This is a genomic window from Pseudomonas sp. SIMBA_068, assembly GCF_046534705.1.
Taxonomy (GTDB): Bacteria; Pseudomonadota; Gammaproteobacteria; order Pseudomonadales; family Pseudomonadaceae; genus Aquipseudomonas; species Aquipseudomonas putida.
In genome coordinates, this window is the sequence record NZ_JAWRYI010000003.1 from 336,588 (window position 1) to 349,758 (window position 13,171).

The window sequence follows — 13,171 nt, forward strand, 5'->3', positions numbered from 1 at the left end:
GGGGGCCGCTTGTCCGGCCCGGTCGTAGAATGACCCCAAGCCGTACGCAGAATTTTAGTGGAGAGAACCATGAGTGCAGTCCAGAGCGTAGGTCCGAAAGACCTGCCAGCATTGCAGGAGCAGGTCGAGGCGATCATTGCCGAGGCGCGCCGCCAGGGGGCCAGCGCCTGCGAAGTGGCGGTGTCGCTGGAGCAGGGCCTGTCCACCACGGTACGCCAGCGTGAGGTTGAAACGGTCGAGTTCAACCGCGACCAAGGCTTTGGTATCACCCTTTATGTTGGCCAGCGCAAAGGCTCGGCCAGCACCTCGGCCAGTGGCCCGGACGCGATCCGCGAGACCGTCGCCGCAGCGTTGGCCATTGCCAAGCATACCTCCGAGGACGAATGCTCAGGCCTGGCCGACGCGGCGCTGATGGCCCGTGAAATCCCGGATCTGGACCTCTATCACGACTGGGCCATGGAGCCTGAAAAGGCCATCGAAATGGCCTTGGCCTGCGAGGCTGCGGCGTTCGATGAAGACCCGCGCATTCTCAATGCCGATGGCACCACACTCAATACCCACCAGGGCTGCCGGGTGTATGGCAACAGCCATGGCTTCATCGGCAGTTATGCTTCGACCCGGCACAGCCTGAGCTGCGTGATGATCGCTGAAGGCGACGGGCAGATGCAGCGTGACTACTGGTACGACGTGAACCGCCAGGGCAACCTGCTGGCCGACCCGCGCAGTATCGGCGCCCGCGCTGCCCAGCGCGCAGCCAGCCGTTTGGGCGCACGCCCGGTACCGACCTGCGAGGTGCCGGTGCTGTTCTCCGCCGAGCTGGCCGGTGGCCTGTTCGGCAGTTTCCTCTCGGCCATTTCCGGCGGCAACCTTTACCGCAAGTCGTCGTTCCTTGAAGGCACCATTGGGCAACGCCTGTTCCCCTCCTGGCTTACCCTTGACGAGCGCCCCCATATCCCACGGGCACTGGGTAGCGCGGCATTCGACGGTGATGGCCTGGCTACCTATGCCAAGCCGTTCGTCGACAAAGGCGAGCTGGTGTCGTACCTGCTGGGCACCTATTCCGGGCGCAAGCTGGGCTTGCCTAGCACGGCCAACTCCGGTGGCGTGCATAACCTGTTCGTCACTCACGGTGTGGAAGACCAGGCCGCATTGATCCGCCGTATGGGGCGCGGGCTGCTGGTGACCGAGTTGATGGGGCATGGGCTGAATATGGTGACGGGGGATTACTCCCGTGGTGCGGCTGGCTTCTGGGTCGAGAATGGCGAGATTCAGCATGCGGTTCAGGAAGTGACCATTGCCGGCAATATGAAGGATATGTTCCAGCAGATTGTCGCGATTGGTAGCGATCTGGAAACCCGCAGCAACATCCATACGGGCTCGGTTCTGATCGAACGGATGACTGTTGCTGGTAGCTGATCATTAACCTGTACTGCTCAGATAAAATGAAGACCCGGCCCCTGCGCCGGGTTTTTTTCATCACCTTTTTCTTGAAGTGATTCTGTTTATCACTTAATAATGAATATCATTATCCAGTAACCCGGCGATGATGTTCATGAAACCCGTCCTCCGCGAACTGCCCTACCTGGAAAACTGGCGCTGGCTCAGCCGGCGCATCCGCTGTGCGCTCGAGCCCGACGAGCCGCGCCTGATCGAGCATTACCTTGCCGAAGGCCGCTATCTGGTGTGCTGCACCGAGACCTCGCCATGGACGGTGGCACTCACCTCTTTCCGCCTGCTGCTGGATACCGCCTGCGACCGCATGCTGCCCTGGCATTGGCGCTGCCTGTGCCTGGACCAGGCCTGGCGCCCACTGCTGGACATGCGCAACCTCGACCGCCAGGAACAGAACCAGCGCTGGCAGCCCTATGCCCTGCAGTTGGCCAATTGCCGTCTGCTGCCGTCGATTTCTCCCGATGAACTGATGCAAGGATTTGATGATGAGTGATACCCGTATCGAGCGTGACAGCATGGGTGAGCTGCAGGTGCCGGCCCAGGCCCTGTATGGTGCCCAGACCCAGCGCGCGGTCGACAACTTCCCGGTCAGTGGTCTGCGCATGCCGGCCCAGTTCATTCGTGCCTTGTTGCTGGCCAAAGCTGCTGCCGCCAAGGCCAACGTGGAGCTGGAGCAACTGTCTGCAGCGCAGGGCCACGCCATCGTCAAGGCTGTCGAGCAACTGCTGGCGGAAGACTTCATCCAGCACTTCCCGGTGGATGTGTTCCAGACCGGCTCCGGCACCAGCTCGAACATGAACGCCAACGAGGTGATTGCCACCTTGGCAAGCCGCGTGCTGGGTGACGCTGTCAACGCCAATGACCACGTCAACTGTGGCCAGAGCAGCAACGACATCATCCCCACCACCATTCATGTCAGCGCTGCGCTGGCCTTGCACGAACAGTTGCTGCCGGCCCTGAGCCACCTGGTACAGGTGATCGAGACCAAGTCGGCGCAAGTGCATCAGTATGTGAAAACGGGCCGTACCCACTTGATGGACGCCATGCCGGTGCGCATGAGCCAGGTGCTGGATGGCTGGGCGGCACAGATCAACGCTGCCAAGGGGCACATCGAAGCGACCCTGCCGAGCTTGCAGGCGCTCGCCCAGGGCGGCACCGCCGTGGGTACGGGCATCAACGCCCACCCTCTGTTCGCTGCCGGTTTCGCCCGACAGCTCAGCGGCCTGACCCAGGTCCGGTTCACCCCAGGGCAGAACCTGTTCGCCCTGATCGGCTCGCAGGACACCGCCGTGGCGCTGTCTGGCCAGCTGAAGACCACCGCCGTGGCACTGATGAAGATCGCCAACGACCTGCGCTGGATGAACTCCGGCCCACTGGCCGGCCTGGGCGAAATCGAGCTGCAAGGCTTGCAGCCGGGTTCTTCGATCATGCCAGGCAAGGTCAACCCCGTGATCCCGGAGGCCACCGCCATGGTTGCCGCCCAGGTGATCGGTAATGACGCGACCATCGCTGTAGCTGGCCAGTCCGGCAACTTCGAGCTGAACGTGATGCTGCCGGTGATCGCCCGCAACTTGCTGGAGAGCATCGAGCTGATGGCCAACGTCAGCCGTTTGCTGGCCGACAAGGCCATCGCCAGCTTCAAGGTCAACGAGGCCAAGCTCAAGGAAGCCCTGGCGCGCAACCCGATCCTGGTCACTGCGCTGAACCCGATCATCGGTTACCTCAAGGCTGCCGAAATTGCCAAGACCGCCTACAAGCAGGGTCGCCCGGTCATCGATGTGGCGCTGGAGCACACCGACCTGTCACGTGACCAGCTTGAAGCGCTGCTGGACCCGGAAAAACTCACCGCCGGCGGTATCTGACCCTGCGTCACCGCCCAGGAGACAACCCATGCAGCACTGGAAACGCACCACGGAAACCGCCAACCGCCTGTTCGAACAAGGCGAGCTGGTCGACGCCCGGGAACACTACCTGCAAGCCCTGGCGCTGGCCCAGGTGCTGTTCGAGCGCTGGCATGACGTCGACGAAGCGGTGGCCGTGTTCGTCATCGCCCACCACAACCTGGCCGACCTGCACGTGCGCCTGAATCAGCCGCACGAGAGCGCCGACTACTTGTGCGCCGCCCACCAGCGGCTGCTGCACGCCAGCCAGGAGGCGCGATTGCCCCAGCCGCTGCGTGACGCAGCCCTGCGCCACAGTGGGCGAACCTACACCGAACTGCTGAATTTCATCGCCGAGTACGGCCAGTACCCGCGAACCGAGCGCCTGCTCAACCGCCACAATGCCGGGGCCAGCGAACTCGCTGCCCAGCCGGACGTGGCGCCTGGAACCCATGCCTACGGAATTCACTGACATGCCCCATACCTTGCCTGCTTTGCCTTACGCCTACGATGCGCTGGAGCCGCACATCGACGCCCAGACCATGGAGATCCACCACAGCAAGCACCATCAGACCTACGTCAACGGCCTCAATGCCGCCATCGAAGGCACTGAGTGGGCCGAATGGCCGGTGGAAAAACTGGTCGGTGCGGTCAAGCAGCTGCCAGAAAACCTGCGCGCTGCGGTAACCAACCATGGCGGCGGCCACGCCAACCACAGCCTGTTCTGGACTGTGATGTCGCCGCAGGGCGGCGGTGAGCCACAGGGCCAGCTGGTACAAGCCATCTCCTCGCAACTGGGCGGTTTCGATGCCTTCAAGGATGCCTTCACCAAAGCGGCGCTGACCCGCTTCGGCAGCGGCTGGGCCTGGCTCAGCGTGACCCCGCAGAAAACCCTGGTGGTGGAAAGCAGCGGTAACCAGGACAGCCCGCTGATGCACGGCAATACGCCGATCCTCGGCCTGGACGTGTGGGAGCATGCCTACTACCTGAAGTACCAGAACCGTCGCCCGGAATACATCGGTGCTTTCTACAACGTCATTGACTGGGCGGAAGTGGAACGTCGTTACGTTGAAGCCCTGAAGTGAGTCGGACCGGTATGCGCTCTGAAGTGATGTCTGTCAGCAGTGTGCGCCTGTTTCGCCTGGCGCTTGGGACTTTGCTTTTGCTGGCGGGCACCGCGCTGTTGGTAGCGCGTGGCCTTGCCTGGCTGGACCTGGAACCACGGATGTTGCGCGCCCTGGAGGGCGGCGCATTGTGCGCACTGGGGACGGCGTTGGGGGCGGTACCGGTACTGGTCATTCGCAACATGCCAGTGGCGCTGGCCGACACGCTGCTGGGCTTCGGTGCTGGCGTTATGCTGGCAGCCACCGCGTTTTCCCTGATCATTCCGGGTCTGGGCGCGGCCCAGTCCATCGGTTTCAGCCCTTGGGGGGCGGGTGGCCTGATCAGCTTTGGCTTGCTGTTCGGTGCGCTGTGCCTGTTTCTGGTTGACCTCAAAGTGTCTGGCGCCTCACCAGAAGCGCTGGTCGGCACCGACAACCAGCCGGTGATTGCTGCGCGCATCTGGCTGTTTGTCATCGCCATCATCGCGCACAACATTCCCGAAGGCATGGCCATCGGTGTGTCCGCCGGTGGTGGCATGGCCGACGCCGACAGCCTGGCCATGGGCATTGCCTTGCAGGATGTGCCTGAGGGGCTGGTAATTGCGCTGGTGCTGGCCGGGGCGGGCATGTCGCGCTTCAAAGCCTTCTTGATAGGCGCAGCGTCAGGCCTGGTCGAGCCGGTGGCTGCGGTGATCTGCGCCTGGCTGGTGAACATCGCCGAACTGCTGCTGCCGCTGGGCCTGGCCTGCGCGGCGGGGGCAATGCTGCTGGTGGTGACCCAGGAGATCATCCCGGAATCGCGCAGTAACGGCCATCATCGTCTGGCCAGCCTGGGGCTGTGTATTGGCTTCTGCCTGATGATGGTGATGGATACAGCATTGTCGTGAGCAAGCTTGGGTGCGCCTGCTCCATGCAGGCGGCACTCAGGTGATAATGACTTCAACCCGCCCTTCGCGACGGGAGCGAGGGGCTGGCTTGACCACAATCTGGATATCGCGCCCCAGTCGCGCCAGGCAATCGATCATCTTGGTCTCACTGATGCCGCGAAACTTGCCCCGCATCATTTCAGATACTTTGGGTTGGGGTAATCCAAGTACCGCTGCGGCTTCCAACTGGGTGAGGTGCCGAGCCTTGATGATGCTGCAGATCTTGCTGGCAAGCTGTGCCTTTACCAGCATTTCATTGGCGTCGGCACCGTTGAGGTCGGCATAGACGTTCCCACTGCCTGCTTCGATCTCAGTCATTTATTTCTCCTCTTGAGTGTGCCTCGGCCAGCTTCAGACGAGACCTGATCAAGGCGATGTCGTGACTGGAAGTCTTGATGCCGGAGACGGACTTCTTCTGAAAGCAATGCAGGACATAAATAGCCGAGCCAAAGCTCACGGTGTAGACCGCCCGGTAGGTGTTCCGGTTGTGATCCTCCATGATTTCCAGCACCCCCGCGCCTGAGAATCCCTTGAGGCATTTGGTTTGCTGATGCTTGCCGCCTTCCTGCGCCAAGTGCAGTGCAAAGCCGAAGATGTCCTGTACATCTTCAGGAAGTGCCTGAAGGTCTTTCTTGCTGCTGCCAACCCAATACAGCGCCCTGATTCGTTTTAATGCATCCATTGCATGGCCACAATCTATACCCATATAGGTATAAAGACAACCACGGCCGATTGCATCCTGATAATTGGCAGGAGATGTTGCGGGAGGGCTATTCGCCTTCGTCGAAGAAGTTGTTGATCAGCTCGACCAGCGCATCCATGGCGTCGTTGTCCTGCTCGCCTTCGGTGTGCAGGTGCACCTGGGTGCCTTTGCCGGCCGCCAGCATCATCACCGCCATGATGCTCTTGCCGTCCACCAGCTTGTCCGGCGTACGGCCAACCCGCACCTGGCAGGGGAAGCGGCCTGCCACGCCGACGAACTTGGCTGCCGCCCGGGCATGCAGGCCCAGCTTGTTGATGATGGTGATTTCGCGGGCGGGCATCGTGGGGCGGATCCTTGGGCTAGAGGTCGCGGTGGCGGACCTGGACGTTTTTCAGGGATTGCTGCAGCAACTGGCCAAGGCGCTCAGTGATGTACACCGAGCGGTGGTGGCCGCCGGTGCAGCCGATGGCAATGGTGACGTAGGCACGGTTGCTGGCGGCGAAGCGGGGCAGCCACTTGAGCAGATAGCTGGAAATGTCGCTGAACATGTCTTCGACATCCGGCTGTGCGGCCAGATAGTCGATTACCGGTTGGTCGAGGCCGGAGTGCTCGCGCAGCTCGGGCTTCCAGTAAGGGTTTGGCAGGCAGCGCACATCGAACACCAGGTCTGCATCGACCGGCATGCCACGCTTGAAACCGAACGACTCGACCAGGAACGCGGTGCCGGGCTCGGGTTGGTTGAGCAGGCGCAGCTTGATCGAATCACGCAGCTGATACAGATTCAGGTTGGTGGTGTCGATCTTCAGGTCGGCCAGGTCGGCGATCGGGCCCAGAAGCTCACTCTCGACCCGAATTGCTTCGGCCAGCGAGCGGTTGGCATTGGTCAGTGGGTGGCGTCGGCGGGTTTCCGAGAAGCGCTTGAGCAGCATGTCTTCGTCGGCATCCAGGAACAGCACATCACACTGGATGTTTCGCGCACGGGCTTCTTCGAGCAATTCGGGGAAGCGCGTCAGGTGGCTGGGCAGGTTACGCGCGTCGATCGACACGGCAACCTTCGGCTGTAGCAGTTCGGTGTTGATCAGAGCCTCTTCCGCCAGCTCCGGCAGCAGCCCGGCGGGCAGGTTGTCAATGCAGTAGAAACCGTTGTCTTCCAGTACATCGAGGGCGGTGCTCTTGCCGGAGCCGGAGCGGCCGCTGACAATGATCAGGCGCATGTTCAGTGCTCGTTCTGTACGTCCAGGACAACCTGGAACAGGGCCTCGTTACTGCTGGCGGCACGCAAGCGATCACGAACCTCCTTGCGATCGAGCATGCTGGCAATCTGGCGCAGCAGTTCCAGATGGGCATCGGTAGCGGCTTCAGGCACCAGCAGGACGAACAGCAGGTCCACGGGCGCGCCATCGATGGCGTCGTAATCGATTGGAGCTTGCAGATGCAGCAAGGCACTGACCGGGGCGGAACAGCCTTCAAGCCGGCAGTGGGGGATGGCGATGCCATTGCCGAAACCGGTCGAGCCGAGTTTTTCCCGGGCGACCAGTTTTTCGAAGACGTCTTGCATCTCCAGTTCTGGCACTTGGTCGGCGATGACGGTGGCGACCTTTTCCAGGGCGCGCTTCTTACTGCCGCCCGGCACGTTCACGAGTGAACGGCCGGGGGTCAGGATGGTTTCAAGTCGGATCATGGATGAGGGGGATCAGCGTGCAGCTGCACCTTGCAGCAGGCTTTGCTGTTTTTCCTTGTGTTTTTTCAGTTGGCGGTCGAGCTTGTCGGCCAAGGCGTCGATTGCTGCATACATGTCTTGGTCTTCGGCATTGGCAACCACTTCACCGCCAGGAATCTGCAGGGTCGCTTCGACCTTCTGCTGCAGCTTCTCGACTTTCATGATGACCTGCACGTTGGTGATCTTGTCGAAGTGACTCGCTACGCGTTTGAGCTTCTGCTCCACATAATCACGCAGCGGTGGGGTGACTTCTACATGCTGTCCACTGATATTGACTTGCATACAGCTTCTCCTTTGTTGCCCGTGCATAAAGAGGCAGGTCTCGCACCTGCCCCACAAACGCTGTGGCTCATCTCAGGGGCTACATCAGTCGCTTGCGCTCGCTCGACGGTGCGATGCCGAGGGACTCGCGGTACTTGGCGACGGTGCGACGGGCTACCTGGATGCCTTGTGCCTCCAGTAAACCAGCGATCTTGCTGTCACTCAATGGCTTTTTCTGATTTTCCGCCGCAACCAGTTTCTTGATGATCGCGCGAATCGCCGTGGACGAGCATTCTCCGCCTTCGGAGGTGCTGACGTGGCTGGAGAAAAAGTATTTCAGTTCGTAGATGCCACGCGGTGTGTGCATGTACTTTTGCGTGGTAACCCGCGAAATGGTCGACTCGTGCATCCCCACCGCTTCGGCAATGTCATGCAGCACCAGCGGCTTCATCGCTTCGTCGCCGTGGTCGAGGAAACCCCGCTGGTGCTCGACGATCTGCGTGGCAACCTTCATCAGGGTTTCGTTACGGCTTTGCAGGCTCTTGATGAACCAGCGCGCTTCCTGCAACTGGTTGCGCATGAAGGTGTTGTCGGCGCTGGTGTCGGCGCGGCGCACGAAACCGGCGTATTGCGGGTTCACCCGCAGGCGCGGTATGGCTTCCTGGTTCAGCTCCACCAGCCAACGGTCGGTATCTTTGCGCACGATGACGTCGGGCACCACGTACTCGGGTTCGCTGGACTCGATCTGCGAACCAGGGCGCGGGTTGAGGCTTTGTACCAGTTCGATGACCTGGCGAAGCTCGTCTTCCTTGATTTTCATGCGCCGCATCAGCTGGCTGTAGTCGCGGCTGCCGAGCAGGTCGATGAAATCGGTGACCAGGCGCTTGGCTTCGGTCATCCACGGGGTATTGGCAGGTAGCTGGCGCAGTTGCAGCAGCAGGCATTCGCCCAGATTGCGGGCGCCGACACCTGCCGGTTCGAACTGTTGGATACGGTGCAGTACCGCCTCGACTTCGTCCAGCTCGATGTCCAGCTCAGGGTCGAAACCGGCGCAGATTTCTTCGAGGGTGTCTTCCAGGTAGCCCTGGCCGTTGATGCTGTCGATGAGGGTAACGGCGATCAGGCGGTCGGTGTCGGACATCGGCGCCAGGTTCAGTTGCCACAGCAGGTGGCTTTGCAGGCTTTCGCCGGCCGATGTGCGGGTGGTGAAGTCCCACTCGTCGTCATCGTTGCTCGGCAGGCTGCTGGCGCTGGTCTGGTAGATGTCTTCCCATGCGGTATCGACTGGAAGCTCGTTGGGAATGCGCTCGCTCCATTCACCGTCTTCCAGGTTGTCGGCACTGATGGTGCTTTCCTGGAAGCTGTTGTCCTGGGCTTCGGCTGTCGGCTTGTTCTCGGCGTTGTCCGCCATCGGGTCGCTGTTGTCGAAGTCCTCGCCGTCTTCCTGACGTTCGAGCATCGGGTTCGACTCCAGCGCTTCCTGGATTTCCTGTTGCAGGTCCAGGGTGGAAAGCTGGAGCAGACGGATGGCCTGTTGCAACTGCGGTGTCATCGTCAGTTGCTGGCCCATTTTTAGGACGAGCGATGGTTTCATGGCAGGGGCTTGTACCTTGTTCGCCGGCGCGCATGCGCCATCCACTACACGAGGGCGCCGGGGCGCCAGATCAAGCAAGTTTTATGCCTTAAATTGTAGCGTTTGCCTAGAGCACCGTAACAACTTTACCCGCAGTTGTGCGGCTATTTTCCGGTGCTCCAGGCGCGTGCCGGGGTCAGAGACGGAACTCGTGGCCCAGGTAAACCTCTTTGACCAGGTCGTTGGCCAGGATGGTTTCGGCGTCGCCTTCGGCGATCAGTCGGCCATCATTGACGATATAGGCGGTTTCGCAGATATCCAGGGTCTCGCGCACGTTGTGGTCGGTGATCAGCACACCGATGCCCTTGGCCTTGAGGTGGTGGATGATCTGCTTGATGTCGCCGACCGAGATCGGGTCGACACCGGCGAATGGTTCGTCCAGCAAGATGAACTTGGGTGCGGTCGCCAGGGCGCGGGCAATCTCGACGCGACGGCGTTCACCACCAGAGAGGCTCATGCCGAGGTTGTCGCGGATGTGGCTGATGTGGAACTCCTGCAGCAGGCTTTCCAGTTCCTTGCGCCGGCCGTCGCGGTCGATGTCCTTGCGGGTCTCGAGGATGGCCATGATGTTGTCGGCCACCGACAGCTTGCGGAAGATCGAGGCTTCCTGCGGCAGGTAGCCGATGCCAGCACGGGCGCGGCCGTGCATGGGCTGGTGGCTGACATCGAGGTTATCGATGAGCACGCGCCCCTGCTCGGCCTGGACCAGCCCGACAATCATGTAGAAGCAGGTGGTCTTGCCGGCGCCGTTGGGGCCGAGCAGGCCGACGATCTGGCCGCTGTCGATCGACAGGCTGACATCGCGTACGACCTGCCGCCCCTTGTAGCTCTTGGCCAGGTGCTGGGCTTTGAGGGTTGCCATTTACTCGGCCTTCTTCTTGGGCTGGATCACCATGTCGATGCGCTGACGCGGTGTAGTCACGTTGCCACCGCGACCGGCGGTCGCCACCTGGGTCTGGGTGTTGTAGACGATCTTCTCGCCTTCGGTGGTGTTGCCTTCGTTCTCGACCTTGGCGCGGTCGGTGAGGATCACCAGGTCTTTCAGCGCCTGATACTGGATGGTCACGCCCCAGCCTTTCATCTTGTCTGGCTTGGCCGCGCTCTGCTGCTGCTCGAAGTAGGCCAGGTTGCCCACCGAGGTCACCACATCGATGTCGCCGGAAGCGGAGCGGGTGATGGTCACGGTGTTGCCTTTGATCATCATCGAGCCCTGGGTAATGACCACGTCGCCGGTGTAGGTGGCTACGCCTTGCTTGTCATCCAGGTGGGCCTGGTCGGCCTGGATGCGGATCGGCTGATCACGGTCATTCGGCAGTGCGAAGGCGCTCGCGCTTCCCAGTGCTGCGCTCAGGCTGAGCAAAAGGGGGAGGGTTTTAACGAGCCTCATACTGTCCTCTTACGTTAGAGAGCAGGTCCATCCTGCTTTCTTTCAAATACGCTTTCATTCCTTTGCCCGTAGTTGTGCCACCGGCGCCGTCGATTCTAACGGCTTGCTCGGTCTGCGCATATTGCTTCTGCGGGAACACGGTCATGCGTGAGCTGGTAATGATGGTTTCACGCTGCTTTTCGTCGATGCGCGCAATCCGGACCTTGTCGATCAGTTCGACCTCGGTGCCGTCCGGGTTGACCTCGGCGCGGGTGCTCTGCACGTGCCACGGGTATTCGGTGCCGCGGTACAGGTGCAGGTCCGGCGTGGTCAGCAACGTGATTTCGCTGGCCTTGAGGTGCTCGACCTTGTCGGCAGTCATTTCGTACTGCAGCTTGCCATCAGGCAGAAACTGCACGCTGTGGGCGTTGATCGCATAGTAGTCGATGGCGCTTTCGTCGACCTGGGCCACCGGCTTGTCGAGGAAGCTTTCCGGGCTGACGTTCCAGTAGCCGACCGCCGCCAGCAGGGCGGCGATCACTGCTAGCAGCGCAATATTGCGGGCTTTCTTGCTGAACATGGGCAGCCTTACAGGTAATTGGCGTTGGCAGCGTCCAGGGTGCCCTGGGCCTGCATGATCAGTTCGCAGAATTCACGGGCTGCGCCTTCGCCGCCGCGTGCCTGGGTCACGCCGTGGGCGTGCTGGCGAACAAACGGAGCGGCGTTGGCCACGGCCATGCCCAATGCTACCCGGCGAATGACCGGCAGGTCGGGCAGGTCGTCGCCCAGGTAGGCCACTTGATCATAGCTTAGGCCCAGTTCGGCGAGCAGGCCGTCAAGCACGACCAATTTGTCCTCGCGGCCCTGGTACAGGTGCGGGATGCCGAGGTTTTTCGCCCGGCGTTCGACCACAGGCGTTTTACGCCCGCTGATGATCGCGGTGGTCACGCCCGAGGCCATGAGCATCTTGATGCCCTGGCCGTCGAGGGTGTTGAAGGTCTTGAACTCGCTGCCGTCTTCGAGGAAGTACAGGCGCCCGTCGGTGAGCACGCCGTCCACATCGAACACTGCCAGTTTGATGGTTTTGCCGCGTTGCATGAGATCCTGGTTCATTCCATCACTCCTCACATTACACCGGCGCGCAGCAGGTCGTGCATGTTCAGGGCGCCGGTCGGGCGGTCCTCGCGGTCCACCACCACCAGTGCGCCGATCTTGTGGTCTTCCATGATCTTCAGGGCTTCGGCAGCGAGCATTTCGGCGCGGGCCGTCTTGCCGTGCACGGTCATCACCTGGTCGATCAGGGTGGTGTGTACGTCGATGTTGCGGTCCAGGCTGCGGCGCAGGTCGCCGTCGGTGAAGATCCCGGCCAGCGTGCCGTCGGCTTCGACGATCACGGTCATGCCCAGACCTTTGCGGGACATTTCAAGCAGCGCATCCTTGAGCAGGGTGCCGCGGGCTACCTGGGGCAGCTCGTCGCCGCTGTGCATCACGTTCTCGACCTTGAGCAACAGGCGGCGGCCCAGTGCACCGCCCGGGTGCGAGAAGGCAAAGTCTTCTGCCGTGAAGCCGCGGGCTTCGAGCAGGGCGATGGCCAGGCAGTCGCCCAGCACCAGCGATGCGGTGGTGGAAGAGGTGGGTGCCAGGTTAAGTGGGCAGGCCTCTTGCTCTACGCGGGCGTCGAGGTTGACCTCGGCCGCCTGGGCCAGGGGCGAATCGGGGTTGCCGGTCAGGCTGACCAGCTTGATGCCCAGGCGCTTGATCAGCGGCAGCAGGGTGACGATTTCGGCAGTGCTACCGGAATTCGACAGGGCAAGGATGACATCATCGCGGGTTATCATGCCCATGTCGCCATGGCTGGCTTCAGCCGGGTGCACGAAAAACGCCGGCGTACCGGTGCTGGCCAGGGTGGCGGCGATCTTGTTGCCGATATGCCCGGACTTGCCCATGCCGACCACGACCACCCGGCCCTTGCTGGCCAGGATCAGTTCGCAGGCTTTGACGAAATTGTCGTCGATGCGCGCCAACAGGGCCTCTACGGCCTCGAGTTCCAGGCGCAGGGTGCGTTGGGCGGATTGGATCAGCTCGCTGGATTGGCTCATGTCGAGAAAGCAATGCCTGATGAAAAGG

At 61.5% G+C, this 13,171-nt stretch carries 18 protein-coding genes; 6 read left to right on the top strand and 12 right to left on the bottom strand.

From position 1 onward, the window contains the following. Positions 1-69 precede the first annotated feature (69 nt). The 6 genes from pmbA to SB756_RS10625 all read left to right on the top strand — a co-directional run bounded on the left by pmbA (position 70) and on the right by SB756_RS10625 (position 5,322). Positions 70-1,416, top strand: coding sequence for a metalloprotease PmbA (gene pmbA, locus SB756_RS10600; protein ID WP_063426389.1), 1,347 nt, complete (start codon positions 70-72; stop codon positions 1,414-1,416). A 127-nt stretch (positions 1,417-1,543) separates the two neighbouring features. Then, on the top strand, positions 1,544-1,945 hold the full coding sequence (locus SB756_RS10605; RefSeq protein ID WP_341797651.1) for a FagA protein: 402 nt from the start codon (positions 1,544-1,546) through the stop codon (positions 1,943-1,945). Further along, positions 1,938-3,314 (top strand): class II fumarate hydratase, encoded by a 1,377-nt coding sequence (locus SB756_RS10610; RefSeq protein ID WP_410910801.1) that lies wholly within the window; start codon positions 1,938-1,940, stop codon positions 3,312-3,314. Before SB756_RS10605 ends, SB756_RS10610 begins: the two co-directional genes overlap by 8 nt. Before the next feature lie 28 nt (positions 3,315-3,342). Beyond that, the gene (locus SB756_RS10615; RefSeq protein WP_016501341.1) at positions 3,343-3,804 is read left to right on the top strand and encodes a hypothetical protein; all 462 of its coding nucleotides are present in this window, start codon (positions 3,343-3,345) and stop codon (positions 3,802-3,804) included. A 1-nt stretch (position 3,805) separates the two neighbouring features. Further along, a complete protein-coding gene (locus SB756_RS10620) occupies positions 3,806-4,417 on the top strand; it encodes a superoxide dismutase (RefSeq protein WP_016501340.1) in 612 nt (203 codons plus the stop codon). 11 nt (positions 4,418-4,428) lie between these two features. After that, positions 4,429-5,322: a ZIP family metal transporter gene (locus SB756_RS10625; RefSeq protein WP_410910802.1), complete on the top strand. Its 894-nt coding sequence runs from the start codon at positions 4,429-4,431 to the stop codon at positions 5,320-5,322. 36 nt (positions 5,323-5,358) lie between these two features. Here SB756_RS10625 and SB756_RS10630 read toward each other — a convergent pair whose 3' ends face one another. The 12 genes from SB756_RS10630 to SB756_RS10685 all read right to left on the bottom strand — a co-directional run bounded on the left by SB756_RS10630 (position 5,359) and on the right by SB756_RS10685 (position 13,143). Then, positions 5,359-5,679 (bottom strand): helix-turn-helix domain-containing protein, encoded by a 321-nt coding sequence (locus SB756_RS10630; protein WP_341797654.1) that lies wholly within the window; start codon positions 5,677-5,679, stop codon positions 5,359-5,361. Further along, positions 5,672-6,043 (bottom strand): type II toxin-antitoxin system RelE/ParE family toxin, encoded by a 372-nt coding sequence (locus tag SB756_RS10635; protein ID WP_341797655.1) that lies wholly within the window; start codon positions 6,041-6,043, stop codon positions 5,672-5,674. The genes SB756_RS10630 and SB756_RS10635 overlap by 8 nt, the downstream gene beginning before the upstream one ends. 88 nt (positions 6,044-6,131) lie before the next feature. Further along, positions 6,132-6,404: an HPr family phosphocarrier protein gene (locus SB756_RS10640; RefSeq protein ID WP_341797656.1), complete on the bottom strand. Its 273-nt coding sequence runs from the start codon at positions 6,402-6,404 to the stop codon at positions 6,132-6,134. Between the two features lie 19 nt (positions 6,405-6,423). Continuing rightward, the gene (rapZ, locus tag SB756_RS10645) at positions 6,424-7,278 is read right to left on the bottom strand and encodes an RNase adapter RapZ (RefSeq protein ID WP_016501338.1); all 855 of its coding nucleotides are present in this window, start codon (positions 7,276-7,278) and stop codon (positions 6,424-6,426) included. A 2-nt stretch (positions 7,279-7,280) separates the two neighbouring features. Continuing rightward, on the bottom strand, positions 7,281-7,745 hold the full coding sequence (ptsN, locus tag SB756_RS10650) for a PTS IIA-like nitrogen regulatory protein PtsN (protein ID WP_341797657.1): 465 nt from the start codon (positions 7,743-7,745) through the stop codon (positions 7,281-7,283). 12 nt (positions 7,746-7,757) lie between these two features. Then, positions 7,758-8,066 carry a ribosome hibernation-promoting factor, HPF/YfiA family gene (gene hpf, locus SB756_RS10655; protein WP_016501336.1) on the bottom strand — a complete coding sequence of 103 codons (309 nt, stop codon included), beginning with the start codon at positions 8,064-8,066 and terminating at the stop codon, positions 7,758-7,760. A 79-nt stretch (positions 8,067-8,145) separates the two neighbouring features. After that, positions 8,146-9,639, bottom strand: coding sequence for an RNA polymerase factor sigma-54 (locus SB756_RS10660; protein ID WP_041167860.1), 1,494 nt, complete (start codon positions 9,637-9,639; stop codon positions 8,146-8,148). A 175-nt stretch (positions 9,640-9,814) separates the two neighbouring features. Next, positions 9,815-10,540 (bottom strand): LPS export ABC transporter ATP-binding protein, encoded by a 726-nt coding sequence (lptB, locus tag SB756_RS10665; RefSeq protein ID WP_016501334.1) that lies wholly within the window; start codon positions 10,538-10,540, stop codon positions 9,815-9,817. Continuing rightward, positions 10,541-11,065 carry a lipopolysaccharide transport periplasmic protein LptA gene (gene lptA, locus SB756_RS10670; RefSeq protein ID WP_016501333.1) on the bottom strand — a complete coding sequence of 175 codons (525 nt, stop codon included), beginning with the start codon at positions 11,063-11,065 and terminating at the stop codon, positions 10,541-10,543. Continuing rightward, positions 11,052-11,624, bottom strand: coding sequence for an LPS export ABC transporter periplasmic protein LptC (lptC, locus tag SB756_RS10675; RefSeq protein WP_016501332.1), 573 nt, complete (start codon positions 11,622-11,624; stop codon positions 11,052-11,054). The genes lptA and lptC overlap by 14 nt, the downstream gene beginning before the upstream one ends. Positions 11,625-11,632: 8 nt before the next feature. Further along, complete coding sequence (locus tag SB756_RS10680) at positions 11,633-12,157, bottom strand: KdsC family phosphatase (RefSeq protein ID WP_016501331.1); 525 nt, start codon at positions 12,155-12,157, stop codon at positions 11,633-11,635. Between the two features lie 11 nt (positions 12,158-12,168). Continuing rightward, positions 12,169-13,143 carry an SIS domain-containing protein gene (locus SB756_RS10685; RefSeq protein ID WP_016501330.1) on the bottom strand — a complete coding sequence of 325 codons (975 nt, stop codon included), beginning with the start codon at positions 13,141-13,143 and terminating at the stop codon, positions 12,169-12,171. Positions 13,144-13,171: the final 28 nt, after the last annotated feature.